Origin of the sequence: Sorangium sp. So ce119 (assembly GCF_051524405.1) — a bacterium.
In the GTDB taxonomy this organism is placed as follows: Bacteria; Myxococcota_A; Polyangia; order Polyangiales; family Polyangiaceae; genus Sorangium; species Sorangium cellulosum_G.
The window spans coordinates 5,119,987-5,137,666 of the sequence record NZ_CP150310.1 but is presented as its reverse complement, the minus strand read 5'-3'; the positions used below and the strand labels follow the sequence as shown (position 1 = coordinate 5,137,666).

Genomic DNA, 17,680 nt, shown 5'->3' with positions numbered 1-17,680 from the left:
AGGGTGGCCGCTCCAGGAGCCGCTCCAGGAGTATCGAGGCGACGGCTCCTTCCGGGAGAGGAACGCCCCAAAAGACAACGGCGGCAGCCCCCTCCGGGAGGGGACCGCCGCCGCGTCCGGTCTCAGGCTAGTCCGGGGATCAGGTCCCGCCGCTGGCCGAGCCGCTCGCGGAGCCGCTGACGCTCGCGCTCGCCTTGATGTTCACGTCGATCGAGGCGGTCGCGCTCGCCGACGCGTCCACCGCGGCCGCGACGCAGGCGACCGCCTTGCCGCCGGCCTTGAGCGCCGCGTCCTTGAGGTCGGCGCCGGCCTTGCCCACGCCGGACACCGCCGCCGCGAGCTTCTTGCCGGTGCCGAGCTGCACCTTCGCGATCGCCGGGAGCGACGTGCGGAGCGCCGCGACGAGCTTCTGCGCGTCGGCGTTCACCTTGCCGTTCGCCACGATGCGGACGTTCGGCGGGTCGCACTTCGCCGAGCCGGCGGTCTTCGCCGTGCAGCTCACCTGGCAGCTCGGGTCGACGCTCGGGGGCTTGAACTCGCCCGAGCACTTCGGCTCCTTGATCTCGGCGCTGCAGCCGCCCGAGCAGGAGCCCGTGCACTTCGCCGCCGCCTTGATCTCGCAGGACCCCGAGCAGGAGCCGTCACAGGTGCCCGTGCACGACCCCTCGGCCTTGGCGTCGCACTTGCCCTCGCAGGTGCCCGCGCACGCCGCGCCCTTCGAGTCCTTGCCGTCGCACTTGCCGTCGCACTTGCCGCCGCAGGTGCCCTTGAAGCCGGCCTCGCACTTGCCCGAGCAGCTCGCGTTGCAGGTGCCGGAGCACGCCGCGCCCGCGTCGACGGTGCACTTGCCCTTGCACTCGGCGTCGCACTTGCCGCTGATCTCGCCGCCCTCACAGGACGCCTCGAGCTTGCCGGGCTGCACGGGCGAGCCGCAGTCGCCGAGGCACGCCTGCATCGCGTTGATGTCGGCGTAGCACTTGGGGGGCTCGATCTGGACCGTGATCTTCGCCTCGGCGTTCGCCTTGACGACGGCGCTCACCTTGGCCGAGACCGCGTTGCAGACCTTCTCGGCGCCCTTGCCGCCGCCCGCGTCGGCCTTGAGGTCGGCCTCGCTCATGCCGAGGTCCTTGCCGAGCTTGCCGCACGAGGCGATGAGATCCGCCTCCATGTCCGCCGTGAGCTTGTCGAGCGAGGCCGCGGCCTCGAGGAAGCCCTTGAGCTTGGCATCGACGTCGGCGCCGCCGTCGAACTTGAGGTTGGCAATGCCGCCGTTCTTCAGCTCCTCGCAGCCGCCCGCGGCGGACGCCAGGTCACCGGCCGGCCCGGGGAGGTTGTCCGCCCCCGGGATCCCCTTGCCGCCGCAGTTCATGAGGAGAGGCGAAGCCAGCCCGACCAGGGCCACGGGCATCGCGAACAACTTCCATCGATTGACGCTCATCTCAGAAACCCTCCGGCACCTCGATGGGTACCCCATGGGCGCGGACCCTACACCGGTGACCGCGACCTTGAAAGCTGGGACCGCCGCGATCGCGCGCGGCAGTCGCTCCCACTGCCAAGCAGCCCCGCACTCCGGGCCCCAGCGATGGTGCGCCCTAATGCCCCAAGTCACGATCGCTGTAAAGAAACAAGCTGAGCTTGACGAGGGCTGGGATGCGTGAAGGGACGCGCCCTCACACCCGCTCACCCGTCGCTCACTCGTCGTCTTCGTCGAAGGGGAGGTTGAGCTGCGCGAGCGGCCGCGCGCCGACCGAGGGCCCGCCCTTCTTCTCGAAGAGCGCCTGCTCGCGCGCGATGTCGGCCTCGATGAGGTCCTGGTTGTCGTAGGCGAACGCGAGCGCGTCCAGCACGCGCGCCGGCCCGAGGTTCGGGTAGCGCTTGAGCAGCGTCTCGACCGACGCGCCGCCGCGGTGCCACGCCCAGAGCCGGCGCACCGGGACGCGCGAGCCGAGCACGTGCGGGCTGCCGGCGAGCACCTGGCTGTCGCACCGCACGTGAGGGTGGGGTACGCGGATTCGCGGGAGCACCGGCGCGGCCATCGCGCGGGGACCCTAGTACCGGTCGCGATCGGATGGAAGAGCGCCGCGAGGCGCCGGACGCGCTCGTCGCGCGCGCTCTCGCGCTCGGGCCGCACGCCCGCGCCCCGCCGTGCGGCCGCCCGTCGCGCCGCCTGCCGCCTGTGCGATCCGGGCTACCCTACGCCGCGGAGGCGCGCGAGCATCACGCCCGACGTCGTCACCGACCGGAGCCCATCCAATGACTCAAGCCGAGAAAAACCCGCTTCGCGAAGGAATGCCCGAGGAGCGCACCGCCTCGCCTGCAGCGCTCGTGATCTTTGGCGCCTCGGGCGACCTGACCCGCCGCAAGCTGCTGCCCGCGGTCTACAACCTCGCGCTCAGCCGACTGCTGACCGGCGGCTTCGCCGTGGTCGGCGTCGCGCGGCGTCCGAAGCCGGATTTCGCCCAGGAGATGCGCGAGGCCGTCGCGAAGTACTCGCGGCGCCCGCTCGAGGAGGCCTCCTGGAGCGAGCTCGAGAAGGGCATCAGCTACGTGCAGGGGTCGTTCGACGAGGCCGAGACGTACACGCGCCTCGCCGCGGAGCTCGAGCGGCTCGACGCCGAGCGCGGCACCCGCAAGAACAGGGTCTTTTACCTGGCCGTGGCGCCCGACCAGTTCGCGCCGATCGTGCGCGGCCTGCGCGCGGCGAACCTCGTCGCGCCGCCGTCCCACGAGAAGGACGCGCCGTTCCAGCACGTGGTCGTCGAGAAGCCGTTCGGCGAGGACCTCGCGAGCGCCCGCGCCCTCAACCGCGACCTGCTCGCCCACCTCGCCGAGTCGCAGATCTACCGGATCGACCACTACCTCGGGAAGGAGACGGTCCAGAACCTCCTCGTCCTCCGCTTCGGCAACACCATCTTCGAGCCGCTCTGGTCCCGCCAGCACGTCGACCACGTGCAGATCACCGTGGCCGAGGACATCGGCGTCGAGGGTCGCGGCAAGTTCTACGAGAAGGTCGGCATCACCCGCGACATCGTGCAGAACCACGCGCTCCAGCTCCTCACGCTGGTCGCGATGGAGCCGCCGTCGTCGTGGGACGCGGACGCGGTGCGCGACGAGAAGGTGAAGGTGCTCCGGACGCTCCGGCCGATCGCGGGCGCGGACGTGCTCTCGTCGACGGTGCGCGGGCAGTACGCGTCCGGCATCGTGCGCGGCGAGAAGGTGCCCGGCTACACCGAGGAGCCCGACGTCGCGAAGGACTCGTCGACGGAGACGTACGTCGCGATGAAGCTCCACCTGGACAGCTGGCGCTGGGGCGGCGTGCCGTTCTACCTGCGCGCCGGCAAGCGGCTGGCGAAGCGGGTGGCCGAGGTGGTGCTGCACTTCAAGCCGCTGCCGCACGGCCTGTTCAAGGGCGCCCCCGGCGCCACCGACGAGCCGAACGCGCTCGTGATGCGCCTCCAGCCCGACGAGGGCATCTCGCTCCGGTTCGCGGCGAAGATCCCGGGCAGCGGCATCGCCATCCGCGGCGTGACGATGGACTTCCGGTACGGCGCCGCGTTCGGCTCCAGCACGCCCGAGGCGTACGAGCGGCTCCTGCTCGACGCGCTGCGCGGCGACGCGACGCTGTTCACGCGCGCCGACGAGGTCGAGGCGCAGTGGGGCTTCGTCGACCCGATCTTCGAGGGGTGGGGGACGCAGCGCGCGCCGATCGCGCGCTACGCCGCGGGGACCTGGGGCCCCGCGGAGGCCGACGCGCTCGTCGAGCCGCCGACGGGCGCGTGCGGCGAGCGCAAGGCCTCGGAGCGCGCCTGGAGGCGGCCATGAGCGCGGGGCGCATCGCCGAGGTGATCAAGCGCGTCGAGTCGGAGCTCGCCGAGTTCTGGTCGGCGCCCGACGAGTCGCGCGCGGAGCCGGCCCCGAAGACGCGCGCGTCGACGATGAACTTCGTCGCGGTGGGCAGCCGCGCCGAGGTCGAGCGCCTGCGCGAGCAGGCCGAGGAGCTCGCCGAGACGCACGCGGGCCGCACGCTGCTCATCACGCTCGACGACCGGCTCGACCCGTCGAGCGTCCAGGCCGACTGGTCGGCCACGTGCCGCCGCGCCGGCGAGGTGCCGATCTGCTACGACCGCGTGGAGCTCACCTTCGGCGTGGCCGCCGCCGAGCGCGTCGCCTCGGTCGTCAGCGCGCTGACGATCTCCGACGTGGCCGTGATCGTCGAGCTCGCGCCGGGCGCGCCGAACGTGCTCGGCGACGCGCTCGCGCCGATCTGCGATCGGCTCGTGTTCGACTCGGCCGAGACGAGCATCGAGCGCCTCGCCGAGGTCGCGCGCGGGACGAGGGCGCCGCTCGCGGATCGCGCGTTCGTGCGGACGTTCTCGTTCCGCGAGCTCGTGGCCCGGTTCTTCGACGACATGCCGGAGGCGTGCCGCGCGATCCGGCGGGTGGAGATCGCGCGCAGCGCGGGGCAGAAGCCGGACCCGGCGGCGCTGTTCCTCGGCTGGATGGGCTCGCGGCTCGGCTGGACGTTCGAGTCGCGGGGGCCGGCGCAGGGCGGCGGCGCCGGCGTGGTCGGCCGCGCGCGCGGCGCGGACGGGGCGCCGATCGAGATCGCGCTGGTCGACGGGCCGCCGGCCGAGGAGCTCTCGTGGCGGCGGCTCGACGGCGTGCGCATCGCGACGTCGCTGCGCGGCGAGCCGCTCTCGCTCGGGTGCGTGCGGCTCGACAAGGCGCCCGCCACGGTGCGGTGGACGATGGAGGGGGCGCGGTCCGCCGAGCACGTCCACCCGCTCGGCTACCGCGACGAGACGTGGGTGCTGACCAAGACGATCGACTCGCTGGAGGGCGATCGGCTGCTGCGCGACGCGGTGCTCGCCGCCGCGGACTGGAGCGCCCTCTGAGGAGGGCCGAGAGGAGGATCGAGATGAACGGTGCAGAGGAGACGTGCGTCGCGCAGGACACGGCGGAGCTCGCGCGCCTCGGGGCGGAGCTCATGGCGCGCGCGATCACGGCGGCGATCGAGGCGCGCGGCGTCGCGCGGATCGCGCTCTCGGGCGGGAGCACGCCGTCGGGGTCGTACCAGCGGCTCGCGGCGCTCTCGCTGCCGTGGGAGCGGACCGAGTGGTTCTGGGTGGACGAGCGCGCGGTCGCGCCCGACCACCCCCGCTCGAACTACGGCGCCGCGCGCCGCGATCTCGCGGCGGCCCGCATCCCGGAGGACCGGTTCTTCCGCATGGAGGGGGAGTCGCCCGATCTCGCCGAGGCCGCGGGGCGCTACGAGGAGCTCCTGCGCGCCCGCTTCGGCGTCGCGTCGGCGGCGGCGTTCGACGTCATGACGCTGGGCATCGGCGACGACGCGCACACGGCGTCGCTCTTCCCGGGGACGGGGTCGGTCGGCATCGAGGACCGCCTGGTCGCCGCGATCGCGGCGCAGCCGGACAAGGGGCTCGAGGCGCGGCTCACGCTGACGGCCCCGGTGATCCGGGAGGCGCGCACCAAGCTGCTCCTCGCGTGCGGGGCGGGGAAGCGCAAGGTCCTCGAGCAGGCGAGGCGGCCGGGCCCCGCCGACGAGGTGCCGGCGCGCGTCGTGCGCGGCGGCGCCGGACAGCTCGTCTGGCTGCTCGACGCCGCGGCGGCGCAGGCCGGGTAAGGCCGCGCGGCCGCTCCGGGGGAGCGCGCCACCGGCCGTGCCAGCCGATGTGCGCTGGCTGCCCGGCGCCGCGGATTCACGCGGCGGGAGGGTTGACGTCGTCGTCCGTTGCCCGACAAGGCGCGGGCGCTGATGCCCGCCGGTGAGGCCAAAGCTGAGAACCTCTACAAGCCGTATTCTGCTGTACTCTCTGCGCAGGTAGGGCGGGTGGGATCCGACGAGACGCTGCCGGAGGCGGTCGAGGGTGAGGACGCCGAGGCGCGCCTGTTCGCGGCCGCGATCCTGACGGGCAACTACGTCGCCGCGCGGCGCGCGCTCCACGCCGCGCTCGGGAGCGGGCTCGATCACATCTACGAGCGCGTCGTCGCGCCCGCGCTGGATGAGGTCGGCCGACGCTGGTACGAGAACCGGATCACGGTGGCGGACGAGCACCTCGCCACGGCCGTCGCGCAGGCCGCCGTCGCGTCCCTGTACCCGCTGATCGCTTGGCCGTCGGGAGGCCCGCGGGCGGTGGTCGGCTGCGTCGAGCCCGAGCTCCACACGTTCGGCGCGCGCATGGTCGCCGATCTCCTCGCCCTCGACGGCTGGCAGACGACGTTCACGAGCGGGGGGACGTCGCTCGCGCGCGGGCTGGAGGACGCCGGCCGGGGCGCGGTGAAGCTCGTCGCCGTGTCGATCACCCTCGGGGCGCACGTGCCCGACGCGCGCGCGCTGATCCAGCGCGTGCGCGAGGGCGCGCCCGGCGCGAAGATCCTCGCGGGCGGCCGCGCCGTCGCGGCGCTGCCCGACGCCGCGAAGCTGCTCGGGGTCGACGCGATCGCGGCGTCGGCCTCGCTGGCCGTGAGGATCGCGCGGGCATGGCGGTGACGCAGCCCGACGCGGCGGCGCTGCTCGGCGCCCTCCTCGCGAGCGAGGACGATCTGCTGCTCGTGGTGCAGCGCGGCGAGATCACCCACGCCAGCGCGGCGGCGGGCCGGCTGCTCGGCGGCGCCGCGGCGCCGGGCGGGGACGTCGCGTCGCTGTTCCACGAGAGCAGCCGGGAGAAGCTCGCGGCTGCCCTGGCCCACGGGGCGCCCGCCACCTGGGAGCTCCAGGTGTACCGCGCGCACGGGGGCCAGGAGGCGGTGACGTTCCTCGTGGTCCCCGGGGCGGGTGGGTCGCGCATCCTCCTCGGGCGGGCCTTCCTGCGGGACGAGGCGCGCCGGAGGGAGGCAAGCGCGATCGCGCTGACGAGCGAGCTCGCGAACCTCACCCGCGAGCTCGCGACGAGGGGGGCCGAGCTCGAGGCGGCGCGCGCCGGGCTCGAGGAGCTCGGGCGTCAGCGCGAGGATTTCATGTCGATCGTGTCGCACGATCTCAAGTCGTCGCTGAACGCCATCCGGCTCCAGGCCGCGCTCCTCGAGCGCGCGCAGAGCGAGCCGACGCCGGCGCAGCGCGCGACGATCGCGGGGCGGCTCCTCCGCAACGTCGACAGGATGACGGCGCTCATCTCGGACATCCTCGACGCGGCGCTCGCCGACGCGGGGGAGCTGCGGATCGCGGCGCGGCGCCTGTCCATGGAGGAGGTGGTCGCCGAGGTGGTCGACACGATCGCCCCGATCGCCGCCGAGGTGAGCGTGCAGATCCGCAGCGCGGTCGCGGGCGCCGCGCTCGTGCGCGGCGACGGACGGCGGGTCTACCAGGTCCTCGTGAACCTCGTGGAGAACGCGATCCGGCACGCGCCGCCGGGCACCGACGTCCTCATCGAGCTCGCCGCGGGCGACGGCTGCGTGCGCTGCGCCGTGGAGGACGCGGGCCCCGGCGTCGCGCCCGAGGAGCGCGCGGCGGTGTTCGAGCGCTTCCGGCGGCAGGGCGGGCGCGCGGGCCGCGCCGGCCTCGGGCTGCACATCGCGCAGCGGATCGTCGCGCTGCACGGCGGGTCGATCTGGGTCGAGGCCGGCGCGCGCGGCGGAGCGCGGTTCGTCTTCGAGCTCCCATCGCCCGGGGACGCGGACGGGAGCGCGGATGCGGCCGGGGGCGGGGGCACGGGCGCCCGTTGAGCCGGCGCCTCGCGCCGCCGTCGGGCCCGCGCGGTCCGCGCTCAGGCCTTGCGGGGCGCCCGGCGGGCCGGGGGCTTCTCCGCGGCGGCGAGCTCCCGCGCGATGGCGAGCGCGCCCCGCACGCCGACGAGGGGGTCGGTGACCACCGCGACGGGCACGCCCTCGAGGAGCGGCGCGAGGCGGCCCTTCTTCAGGAAGGACTTCATGAACAGCTCGCGCCGCGCGGTGACGAGGTGCCGCGCGATGTTGCCGAGGACGAAGACCCCGCCGAGCGCGAGCTCGCGCAGGGCGAGGTTGCCCGCCTCGGCGCCGTAGATCTCGACGAACAGGTCGACCGCGCGCGCGGCGGGCCGGAACGCGCGGGCGAGGCCGATCTCCGAGATCGCCGCGTTGCGGTCGCCCTCGGCGAGGCGGCGCTCGATCGCGCGCGGCACGCGGGCGGCGCGCGAGGCGAAGAAGTCGAAGAGGGCGCCGAGCCCGTCGCCCGAGAGGACGCGCTCGTAGCTCACGTGATCCGGGTGGCGCTCGGCGAGGAACTGCCACAGCTCGGCCTCGACCGCGGAGCGCGGGGCGAAGTCGGCGTGCCCGCCCTCGGTCGGGAGCGTGAGGTGGCGGGCGCCGTCCCAGATGAGCCGCGCCTCGCCGAGCCCGGTGCCGGCGGCGATGACGGCGAGGTTGCTCCCCTTCGGCCGGGGCCGGCGCTCGGTGAGCGGCGCGATGGAGCCGCGGGGGATGTGCAGGCAGCCCCGCGCGCCGACGACGAGGTCGTTCGCGAGCAGGATGCGCCCGATCTTGAGCCGGCGCGACAGATCGCGCTCGGCGAGGCGCCACGGCAGGTTCGTGATGGTGGCGACGTGGTCCTTGATGGGGCCGGCGACGCCGAGCACGGCCACGGCGGGGTGCGGGGCGTCGCTGCGCACGAGGAAGGGGAGGGCGATCTCCTCGAAGCTCGCGTGCTCGCGGCTGCGGAAGACGGCCTCGGAGAGCGGCCGGTCGCCGGACGCGTCGTAGAGGGCGAGCCGGGTGTTCGTGCCACCGATGTCGCCGACGAGCAGCGACGGCCCCGCGGAGCTCTTGGTCCTTGCCACGCGGCCGCCCTGCCAGCGAGTCGACTCGGCCGCAAGGCGATCCGTCATCGGGCGGGCGCGGCAGAAGCGATTGTCCCGAGGAGCCCGCCGGCCGCGCGCGATCGAGCCGCGGCCGCGGTCCGGCGGGGCCTCGCGGGCGATCCCCCGGCGCGGCCCTGCCTCCGGCATGGCTTGACCGGCACCCTGCGGCCGGTCGAAAGTGCCGGCGTGCAGCGGCTATTCACCGCGCTTCTGGTCGCGCTCGCCGGCTTCGCCGTGCCCGCCGGCGCCCCGCTCGCCCAGCCGGCGCAGGGCGCGTCCGCGCAGCCGCGGCGGGCGCCCGCGCCCGTCGCGCAGCCCGCGCGAGCGCCCGCCCCCGTCGCATCGTCGCAGCCCACCGCGCCGGTCGTGCCGCGCGGCGCGCAGCTCGCGCCGGCGCAAGCGTCGACCTCGTCGGCGCAGGCCGCGCCCGCGCCGCCGTCATCGCAGGCGCCGCTGCCGTCGGCGCACCTCGCGCCCGCGTCGCCGCCCGGGCAGCTCGCGCCCGCGTCGCCGTCGGCGCAGCTCGCGCTGCCGTCGGCGCAGGTCGCGCCCGCGCCTGCCGCCGAGCAGGCCGATCCGCCGTCGGCCCATGCCGAGCAGGTCGCGCCTGTCCCCGAGCGCGCCGAGCCGTCGGAGCCGCCCGCGCCGCGTCCGCCGGTGCAGCCGCCGCTCGTGCAGGTCCCGCCGCCGCCCGCGACGCCGGCGCCGCCGCGCGCGCAGGTCGTCCTGGCGCCCGCGCCGCAGGCCCCGACCGCTGACCAGGGCGAGCCGCGCGCCGCCGACCCGCTGCCGTCGCCCCCGCTGGCCGAGCAGCCCGAGGCGCGCGTCGAGCTGCTCGGCCGGACGGTCTTCGCCGTCCGCGTGCACCGGGGCAACCTCTCTCCCCCGGCGCGGGCCCGCGAGGCCGCGAAGGTGCTGGAGCGCGCCGCCCAGGAGAAGAAGGTCCCCGACGTCCGCATCGACGAGCAGGCCGGCGTGGCGGTCGTCTACGTCGGCGAGAGCCCGCTCATCCACCTCGGGCCCGAGGACGCCGCCGCCGCCGGCGCCGCGACGGTCGCGGTCCACGCCGCGTCGATCGCCGCCACGGTGCGCGACGTCCTCGCCAAGGAGCACAGCCGGAGCCGCATCGCGACGAGCGTCTTCTCGTTCTCGCTGCTCGTCTTCTCGGGGCTCATCGCGCTGCTCCTGCTCCGCAAGGTCGGCGAGCTCGTCGCGCGGTCGCGCGCCTGGGTCGCCGAGCACCCGGAGCGGCTCCCGGCCCTGCGCGTCCGCGGCATCGAGATGCTCCGGCCCGCCGCGTCCCAGGGCGCGCTCTCGGTCGCGCTCGGCGCCGCGGGCGCCCTCGTCCGGGTGGGCATCGCCTACATCTGGATCCTGTTCGCGCTCTCCCTGTTCGCGGCCACGCGCGACTACAGCGAGAAGCTCACCGGCTTCGTGCTCGCGCCGATGTCGGAGCTCATGGGGCGCATCGCGCGGAGCGTCCCGCTGCTCCTGCTCGCGATCGTCGCGACGCTCGCGCTCCTCGTCCTCACCCGGTTCGTGGGGCTGTTCTTCGGGAGCGTCAGCCGGGGCGAGACGTCGCTCGGGTGGCTCCCCTCCGATCTCGCGATCGCCACCGGGGTCCTCGTCCGCTTCGGCATCCTCGTGGCCGCGCTGCTCCTCGCGGCGCCGCTCATCACGGGCACCGACGAGGGGGCGCTCACGCGCGTCGGCTTCGTCGTGCTCGCGTCGGCGGCGCTCGCCAGCACGCCGCTCATCGCCTCGGCGGCCGTCGGCCTCTCGGTGATCTACGGGCGGCGCCTGCGCATCGGCGACATCGCCGACGTGGGGGGCCGGTCCGGGCGGGTCCGCGAGCTGACGCTGCTCGAGGCGCGCCTCGAGGACGAGGACGGCTGCGTCGTGCGCGTGCCCCACCTGCTCAGCCTGTTCCACCCGACGCGCATCCGCGGCCGTCCGCCGCTCGTGTCCGTCGAGATCAGCGTCGACCCGTCGACCGATCTCGAGCGCGTGCGGGAGCTCCTGCTCAGGACGGCCTCTGGCCTCGGCAGCCGCGCGCGCGCCGCGCTCGTCGCGATCGACGAGGGGGGCGCGCACTTCCGGGCCACGATGGCCTGCGACGGCGACGACGTGCGCAGCCGCTGGCTCACCGCCGTGGCGCAGGCCCTCGCTACCGCGGGCATCCCGCTCGGGCGGGCGCCGGTGTCCTCCGGCGGCGCGCGGCGCAGCGCGCCGGTCGATCGGGGCGCCGCCTCGTGAACGCCATCTGGCTCCTGATGGGGCTGCTCGTGCTGTCGTACCTCGGCAGCTCGCTCGTCGGCGGCCGCGTGCTCCGGGGCATCGGCCTCCCTTCCGGCGCCGAGTACGTGGTGCTCGGCTTCGTCGTCGGCCCCTCGGCGCTCGGGCTGCTCGAGCCCTCGTCGCTCGCCGCGTTCGAGCCGGTGGCGGGCGTCGCGCTCGGCTGGCTCGCGCTGGTCGTCGGCCTCGATTTCGGCTTCGTCGGCAACCGCCGCGTCCGCCCGTCCCGCATGGCGCTCTGCGTGCTGATGAGCATCGCGACCGGCTGCGCCGTGGCGGCCGCGGTCTGGTTCGCGGCGGCGCGCGGCGCGCCGTCGCTGGAGCGCGACGAGCGGGTGCTGCTCGCCGCGGGCGTGGGCGCCGTCTCCGCCGAGACGACGCGGCACGCCGTGCTCTGGGTGACGCAGCGCTACAGCGCGAGCGGCAAGCTCTCGGATCTCATCGCCGACATCGCCGACTGCGACGACCTCGGGCCGCTGCTCATGATGGGCGGCGCCTTCGCGCTCGTCCCGCAGGCGACGGCGCACTGGCCGCTCCCGTTCTGGGGATGGACGATCGTGACGGCGCTCATCGGCGTGGTGCTCGGCCTCATCGCGGTCGTGCTGCTCGGCACCGATTTCCGCCTGATCCAGAGCTGGGGCGTGCTGCTCGGCACCTCGCTGTTGACGATCGGCACGAGCGCCCGGGTCGGCCTGTCGCCGCTCCTCGCGACGTTCGCGATGGGCGTGACCATCGCCGCGGTCTCCCCGCATCGCGAGGAGATCGTGGCCATGGTCGCGCCGACCGAGCGGCCGGTCATCCTGCCGGCGCTGCTGCTCGCGGGCGCGCACGTGAACCCGAAGGCGGCGCCGTTCCTGCCCTGGATCGTGGCGATCGCGCTCGTGGCGCGGGCCCTGGGCAAGCTCGCGACCGGCCTCGTCTTCCGCGTCGCGTCGCCCGACGCGCGCGAGGCGTCGCCGTGGCTCGGCCTCGGGCTGCTCTCGTCCGGCGCCGTGGCGATGAGCGTCGGCCTCGCCTTCGCGCTGCGCTTCCCGGGCCCGGTCGGCCACACCGTCCTCTTCGCCGCGGCGGCGGCGGCCGTCTTCGGCGAGTTCGTCGGGCCGCAGGCGCTGCGCGCGACGCTCCGCAAGGCCGGCGAGCTCGCCGCGCCCGAGCGCGAGTCGCTCTTCTTCGGCCGCGCGCTGGCCCATGTCCAGGCCGCGCGCGACGCCGCGTCGACGCCGACGCCGACGCCGAGGTCGAGCGATCGCCCATCCCCGGCGGGGAAGGTGGAGGGGTGAGCGGGCCGGCGTGCTGCGGGTCCGCGCGGCGCTCCGCTGACGGTGGGCGCGGGAGGCGCGCCTCGGTCGACGCGCGCGTCGCGCGCGCGAGGGCGGTCTTCGGGATGTCCGGGCGCGCGCAACAGGGTTACAAGACGCGCGTGCGACCGACGAAGGATGCGCCACCGTGAGCGCCGCAGCACTCCCCGACGCCGGGCCGCCCGCGCCTGCCGCGCCCGTCGAGCCCGCCGCGCCGCACAGCGCGCCCGCAGGCCGCCACCACGGGTCCGCCCCCAAGGGGCCGCTGAACCACCTCACGCACGCGGTCGCGCTCGTGATCCTGTTCGGGGTGCTCTACGCGACCACGCGCGCGGTGCCCCACGAGCAAGGCCCAGCGGGGACCATCGCCTCGATCGGGTTCCTCCTGCTCGCGGGCACGCTCGCGAGCGAGCTCGTCGAGCCGCTCCGCCTGCCGCACCTCTCGGGCTATATCCTCGCGGGCATCATCGCCGGGCCGCACGTCCTCCACCTCGTCGATCACCACGCCGTCGAGGAGATCTCGCGGGTCAACGCGCTGGCGCTGGCGCTCATCGCGCTCGCCGGCGGCGCCGAGCTCCGGCTCGAGATGGTCAAGAAGAGCCTGAAGAGCCTCCTCTTGCACAACCTCGTCCAGACGGTGCTCGTGTTCGTGGCGCTGACGGGCGTCTTCTACGCGGCGCGCTCGCTCGTCCCGTTCGCGGCCGAGCTCTCGAGCACCGCGGCGTTCGGCGTGGCCATCCTCTGGGGCGTCATCGCGGTCACCCGCAGCCCCTCGGCCGTGCTGGGCATCCTCTCCCAGACGCGCGCGACCGGCCCCGTCGCGATGAACACGCTCGCGTTCGTCATGACGTCGGACATCATCGTCATCGTCGTGACGGCGATCGCGCTCTCCACGGTGCGGCCGCTCATCGAGCCGGGCACGACGATGTCCATGCACGAGATCGAGCTCCTCGGCCGCGAGATCCTCGGGAGCATCTCGATCGGCACGACGCTCGGCCTCGCGCTCGCGGCCTACATGCGGCTCATCGGCCGGCAGCTCATCCTGGTGTTCGTGGCGCTCGGCTTCGGCGCCACCGAGGTGCTGCGCTACCTCCGCTTCGACGCGCTGCTCGTCTTCGTGGTCGCCGGCTTCGTCGTCGCGAACCTGTCGCAGCAGGGCGAGAGGCTGGTGCACGCCGTCGAGGACGCCGCGAGCATCGTGTTCGTCCTCTTCTTCGCGACCGCCGGCGCGCACCTCGATCTGCCGCTGCTCCGGATGATGTGGCCCGTCGCGCTGCTCTTCGGCGCGTCGCGCGCCTTCGTGACCTTCGTCGCGAGCCGCATCGGCAACCGGCTCGCGGACGACCCGCCGGTGCTGCGCAAGTACGCCTGGTGCGGCCTCGTCTCGCAGGCCGGCCTCACGCTCGGCATCAGCCTGACGATCGAGCGCGCGTTCCCGGCCCTCGGCGCAGGCTTCCGCGCGCTCGTCGTGGGGTGCGTCGCGCTGAACGAGGTGTTCGGCCCGATCCTCTTCAAGTACGCGCTCGACCGCGCCGGCGAGACGGCCGTCGAGGCCTCGCGCGGCTCGCTGCCGAACATCGGGCGCCACGGGTGAGCCGCGGCCCGATCACGGCGTGAACCGCAGCGAGTAGCTCACCACGGTGGGGCCTCGCCGGGGCTTCTGGAAGTCGATCCGCTCGAAGACGCCGACCACGCAGCGCGTGAACGCCTCGCCCTTGAGCGCGGTCCGGGGCTTGCGCACCTCGGCCTTGCCGCCGTCCTTCTCGATGCGCAGGTCGATCCCGAAATCTCCGCCCTTGTTCGGATCCTCCGCGAGCGCGAAGCAGCGGCGGAACTCGTCGAAGTGCGGCGCCACCGAGCGCTTGATCGGCTCCTTCGTGTAATCGTCGTGCGGCCCGCCGCCGATGTGCATGCCGATGTTCGCGACCTTCACCTTCGGGAGCGGCCCGGCGTCGGCGGGCGCTGCCGGATCTGCCGCGGCGCTAGCGGCGGGCGCCGCGCTCACGACGGGTGCGGCGGAGGCGGGCGCGGCGGCGTCGGGGCCGGCGGCGCTCGCGGAGGCGGAGCCGGCGGCGCTGGCAGAGGCAGCGGCCGCCGGCGCAGCGGGCGTCGACGGCGCGGCGCTCGCGGGGGCGGTCGGCGCGGCCTCCACCTGCGGCGCGGCGCTGCCCTCGGTCGGCGGCGTGGCGCGGGGCGAGCAGCCTGCTGCCGCGAAGGCGAAGGCGAGGGGAGCGGAGAGCGCGACGAGGAACGGAGCGGGACGGCGCATGATGGCGCGCGAATCTACTGGCCTCGCGCCGCTCCAGGAAGCGCGGATGGCGCTGCGCTGCACGATGTCCTCGGCATGCTGGGCGCGCGAGCCCCGCGCCGGTCGCTTCGCTCGCCGCCTACGGCGCCGTCGCGTCCCGGCGCTTCCGGACGGCGTCGTTGTGCTCGTCGAGGCTCTCGCTGAACCGGTGGCGGCCCCCGCCTGCCGCCACGAAATAGAGGTATTTCGTCGCCGCGGGCGCCAGCACGGCCGCGATCGACGGCGCCCCCGGGTTCGCGATCGGACCGGGTGGCAGCCCCGGGTGCGCGTAGGTGCTGTAGCGGTTCCTCGGATCCCGCACCACGGCGGGCGTCGGCTTGCCGCCCGACTCGGCGCACGAGGGCGCGTCCTCGGGCCAGGCGACGCAGCCGTAGAGCGCCGTCGCGTCGGACTGCAGCCGCCGCGTTCGGAAGGCCGGATCGAGCAGCCGGTTCAGGAAGACGCTCGCGATGAGCGGCCGCTCCTCCTCGACGACCGCCTCCTTCTCGACGATGGAGGCGAGCGTGAGCACCTCGCGGCGCCCCCACCCGAGCGTCGCCTGCAGCGCGGCGAGCCCGCCCTCGCTCTGCGCCGCGAGGGCTCCCCAGCGGCGGTCGGACTCGGCGACCAGGCGCCGGGCGACGTCGCGCGCGTCGGAGTCCAGCGCGAACTCGTACGTCGCCGGGAACAGGTACCCCTCCGCGCTCTCCGCCCCCACGGCGCCGCCGCGCTCGATGCCGAGCGCGTCGAGGAACGCGCCGTCGGCGGTCGCCGCGAGGAACGTCTTCTTGCCGGCGACGCGCAGCTTCTCCAGCCGGGCCGCGACGTCGAAGCGGTTCCAGCCCTCGGGGATCGTGACCTTCGCCGTCGGCCGCCCCTCCGCGCGCGTGAGCATCTGCCGGAGCTCCCGCGGCGTCGCGCCCTCGAAGAGCAGGTGCGGGCCCGGCACGAACCCCTCGGTGCCGCCCGTCGCGCGCAGGTAGAGCGCCATCGCGCGCTCGCTCTCCACGAGCCCCTCGGCCGCGAGGAGCGCCGCCGCCTCGCCCGCGTCGAGCCCGTCCGGCCAGTTGAGCTCCACGACGCGCCCCCGATCCGGGGCCCTCGCGCGCCCGAAGCCGAGCACCAGCGCGAGGAGCGCCGCGCCCGCGAGCGCGATCGCGCCCGCGAGCCCGAGGAGGAGCGCCCGCACGCGCCGCGCGCGGGCCTGGTCCGGGCGCCGCGAGCCCGGCGCGCGCTGCCCGGCGCCGCGCGCGCGCCGCGCGGGGGTGGTCTTCCGGGTCGACGACGGGGGCTCGCGCGGCGGCGATCCCTGCGCGCCGTCGCCACCCGTCCGGCGGTTCCCCGGCCGGCTCGCCCTCGATCGAACGCCCACCGCCGGGAGTCAAAACCCGAAAGCCGGACCCGTGTCAACGCCCCGCGCCGCCGGTCAGCGCGCCAGCTGGGCGGCGTCCACCTCGTTGCGCTTGACCGCGGCCTTGCCCTCGCGGGACTGCGTCGCCGCGGGCGCCGGGGCCGCCGCGAAGCCGCCGGGCTTCGCGGGGCCGGCGGCGGTCGGCGGCGGCGTGGCGAACGCCGGCGGCGCGGAGAAATCCGTGTTGGCCCGCTCCAGCGCGGCGAGCTGGCTCTCGAAGTCGAACGCCACGTCCTTTGCGCGGCTCGCCGGGGCGCTGCGCTTCGCCTTGTCGGCCGCGCTCCGCAGCGACCGCTGCTGCGCGTCGAGCTTGCTGCGCGCCTCGTCGAGGCGCCCCTGCTCGAACAGGAAGTTCGCCTGCTTCAGCGTCGCCGCCGTCTCGCTGCGCTGCACGCGGCCCGCGACCAGCGCGTCGATCTCGCTCGCGTCGGCGTCGCGGTCGGCGATCGCGACCCCCAGCTTGCCCTGGCAGCGGGCGTCGGTCCCCGCGACGAGGTCGCGGTACGCGAGGCCGACGTCGGCGATGGCGGCCGCGCCGCCCTGCTCGCCCGCGAGCCCGCCGAGGCGCACCTTGAGCAGGACCGTCTTCACCTCCCCCGACGCGAACGCGCCGAGCGGCACGACGACCTGGCCGCCGGCCCTCCGGAACGGGCGGTCGAACACCCGATCGAGCTCCACGCCCGGCGCGAGATCGATCGCGAGCTCCGCGCCGTTCGCCACGGACGCGGTGAGCTGCTCCGCCTCCGCCTCGAAGATGCGCGCCAGCGCGGCGTCGTTCTCGACGAAGTAGTGCCGGCCGTTCGAGTCCAGCGCGATCGCCGACAGGATCTTCTCGTTGTAGTCGACGTCGACCCCGATGGTCGTGATGCTCACGCCGCGATCGCGCGCCCGCTGCGCCATCGCGCGGAAGCCCGGGACGTCGCGCACCCCGTGGTTGGCGTCGCCGTCGCTGAGGACGAGCATCCGGTTCACGCCGCCGCCCGTCTGGCCGAGCAGCGCGAGGCCCTCCTCGATGCCGCAGGAGATGCAGGTGTCGCCGCCGAGCGAGATGCCGCGCACGCGCGCGAGGATGCTGCCGCGCGTGGCGGGCCCGACGGTCGTGGGCGGCACGACGACGCTCGTCCTCGTGTCGAACGTGACCACCGACACGACGTCGCCGTCGTTGAGGCGGCTCACCGCGGTCGTCGCCGCCTGGACGGCGTTGGCGAGGCGGGTGCCCTTCATCGAACCGGAGCGATCGATGACCAGCGACAGGTTCGCCTGCGCCTGCGTCCTCACGGGCGCCCCGTCGCCGCGGACCTCGAACATCAGGAACGTCTCCCGCGCCGCGCGGGAGAGGCGGGCGTGGCCGACGCGCCCTTCCAGCATCAGCCTCGACCCGGTGGTGAAGCGGCTCGCGTCGGCCGCCGCCGCCACGGCGCCGCCCGCGACCTCCGGCACCACGCGGGGCGGCTCGGCGACCACGTCGCTGGTCGACGCGGCGCTGCGGCCCCCGGACGGCACCAGCGAGTAGACGGAGATGCTCGTGAGCATCATGCCGAGGGCGGAGAACAGGGCGACGTGGGTCGGCTTCATGGCTCCTCCAGAGAACGGCCCG

At 75.1% G+C, this 17,680-nt stretch carries 14 protein-coding genes; 8 read left to right on the top strand and 6 right to left on the bottom strand.

Features of this window, described 5'->3' with window-relative positions; translation table 11 throughout:
* Window positions 1-139: 139 nt before the first annotated feature.
* A complete protein-coding gene (locus WME76_RS19275) occupies window positions 140-1,438 on the bottom strand; it encodes a hypothetical protein (protein ID WP_437961550.1) in 1,299 nt (432 codons plus the stop codon).
* A gap of 253 nt (window positions 1,439-1,691) precedes the next feature.
* Window positions 1,692-2,036 (bottom strand): DUF433 domain-containing protein, encoded by a 345-nt coding sequence (locus tag WME76_RS19270; protein WP_061614556.1) that lies wholly within the window; start codon window positions 2,034-2,036, stop codon window positions 1,692-1,694.
* 253 nt (window positions 2,037-2,289) lie between these two features.
* Between WME76_RS19270 and zwf the strand changes: the two genes are divergently transcribed.
* From zwf to WME76_RS19245, 5 genes are all read left to right on the top strand, one after another.
* The gene (gene zwf / locus WME76_RS19265; protein ID WP_437961549.1) at window positions 2,290-3,822 is read left to right on the top strand and encodes a glucose-6-phosphate dehydrogenase; all 1,533 of its coding nucleotides are present in this window, start codon (window positions 2,290-2,292) and stop codon (window positions 3,820-3,822) included.
* Entirely contained in the window at window positions 3,819-4,895 is a 1,077-nt protein-coding gene (locus tag WME76_RS19260; RefSeq protein ID WP_437961548.1) for a glucose-6-phosphate dehydrogenase assembly protein OpcA, read from the top strand. Before zwf ends, WME76_RS19260 begins: the two co-directional genes overlap by 4 nt.
* A 23-nt stretch (window positions 4,896-4,918) precedes the next feature.
* A complete protein-coding gene (gene pgl, locus WME76_RS19255) occupies window positions 4,919-5,644 on the top strand; it encodes a 6-phosphogluconolactonase (RefSeq protein WP_437961547.1) in 726 nt (241 codons plus the stop codon).
* A 207-nt stretch (window positions 5,645-5,851) separates the two neighbouring features.
* Window positions 5,852-6,511, top strand: coding sequence for a cobalamin B12-binding domain-containing protein (locus WME76_RS19250; protein ID WP_437961546.1), 660 nt, complete (start codon window positions 5,852-5,854; stop codon window positions 6,509-6,511).
* Window positions 6,502-7,683 (top strand): sensor histidine kinase, encoded by a 1,182-nt coding sequence (locus tag WME76_RS19245; protein WP_437961545.1) that lies wholly within the window; start codon window positions 6,502-6,504, stop codon window positions 7,681-7,683. Before WME76_RS19250 ends, WME76_RS19245 begins: the two co-directional genes overlap by 10 nt.
* Before the next feature lie 41 nt (window positions 7,684-7,724).
* On the opposite strand, the gene WME76_RS19240 is transcribed toward WME76_RS19245, so the two are convergent.
* On the bottom strand, window positions 7,725-8,771 hold the full coding sequence (locus WME76_RS19240; RefSeq protein ID WP_437961544.1) for a glucokinase: 1,047 nt from the start codon (window positions 8,769-8,771) through the stop codon (window positions 7,725-7,727).
* Window positions 8,772-8,978: 207 nt separating this feature from the next.
* Here WME76_RS19240 and WME76_RS19235 point away from each other — a divergent pair, with 207 nt between their 5' ends.
* From WME76_RS19235 to WME76_RS19225, 3 genes are all read left to right on the top strand, one after another.
* Window positions 8,979-11,048: a mechanosensitive ion channel domain-containing protein gene (locus WME76_RS19235; protein WP_437961543.1), complete on the top strand. Its 2,070-nt coding sequence runs from the start codon at window positions 8,979-8,981 to the stop codon at window positions 11,046-11,048.
* On the top strand, window positions 11,045-12,367 hold the full coding sequence (locus tag WME76_RS19230; RefSeq protein WP_437961542.1) for a cation:proton antiporter: 1,323 nt from the start codon (window positions 11,045-11,047) through the stop codon (window positions 12,365-12,367). The genes WME76_RS19235 and WME76_RS19230 overlap by 4 nt, the downstream gene beginning before the upstream one ends.
* A gap of 166 nt (window positions 12,368-12,533) precedes the next feature.
* The gene (locus WME76_RS19225) at window positions 12,534-13,979 is read left to right on the top strand and encodes a cation:proton antiporter (RefSeq protein ID WP_437961541.1); all 1,446 of its coding nucleotides are present in this window, start codon (window positions 12,534-12,536) and stop codon (window positions 13,977-13,979) included.
* Between the two features lie 12 nt (window positions 13,980-13,991).
* Here the strand turns inward: WME76_RS19225 and WME76_RS19220 are convergent, their stop codons facing one another.
* The 3 genes from WME76_RS19220 to WME76_RS19210 all read right to left on the bottom strand — a co-directional run bounded on the left by WME76_RS19220 (window position 13,992) and on the right by WME76_RS19210 (window position 17,658).
* Entirely contained in the window at window positions 13,992-14,654 is a 663-nt protein-coding gene (locus WME76_RS19220) for a hypothetical protein (protein ID WP_437961540.1), read from the bottom strand.
* Window positions 14,655-14,772: 118 nt separating this feature from the next.
* The gene (gene mltG / locus WME76_RS19215; RefSeq protein ID WP_437961539.1) at window positions 14,773-16,044 is read right to left on the bottom strand and encodes an endolytic transglycosylase MltG; all 1,272 of its coding nucleotides are present in this window, start codon (window positions 16,042-16,044) and stop codon (window positions 14,773-14,775) included.
* Window positions 16,045-16,098: 54 nt separating this feature from the next.
* Window positions 16,099-17,658: a vWA domain-containing protein gene (locus WME76_RS19210; protein WP_437961538.1), complete on the bottom strand. Its 1,560-nt coding sequence runs from the start codon at window positions 17,656-17,658 to the stop codon at window positions 16,099-16,101.
* Window positions 17,659-17,680: the final 22 nt, after the last annotated feature.

What these genes read in the sequence shown, in the direction of transcription:
- WME76_RS19275 (WP_437961550.1), bottom strand. Translation starts at nt 1,438, where the DNA reads ATGAGCGTCAATCGATGGAAGTTGTTCGCGATGCCCGTGGCCCTGGTC.
- WME76_RS19270 (WP_061614556.1), bottom strand. Translation starts at nt 2,036, where the DNA reads ATGGCCGCGCCGGTGCTCCCGCGAATCCGCGTACCCCACCCTCACGTG.
- zwf (WP_437961549.1), top strand. Translation starts at nt 2,290, where the DNA reads ATGCCCGAGGAGCGCACCGCCTCGCCTGCAGCGCTCGTGATCTTTGGC.
- WME76_RS19260 (WP_437961548.1), top strand. Translation starts at nt 3,819, where the DNA reads ATGAGCGCGGGGCGCATCGCCGAGGTGATCAAGCGCGTCGAGTCGGAG.
- pgl (WP_437961547.1), top strand. Translation starts at nt 4,919, where the DNA reads ATGAACGGTGCAGAGGAGACGTGCGTCGCGCAGGACACGGCGGAGCTC.
- WME76_RS19245 (WP_437961545.1), top strand. Translation starts at nt 6,502, where the DNA reads ATGGCGGTGACGCAGCCCGACGCGGCGGCGCTGCTCGGCGCCCTCCTC.
- WME76_RS19220 (WP_437961540.1), bottom strand. Translation starts at nt 14,654, where the DNA reads ATGCGCCGTCCCGCTCCGTTCCTCGTCGCGCTCTCCGCTCCCCTCGCC.
- WME76_RS19210 (WP_437961538.1), bottom strand. Translation starts at nt 17,658, where the DNA reads ATGAAGCCGACCCACGTCGCCCTGTTCTCCGCCCTCGGCATGATGCTC.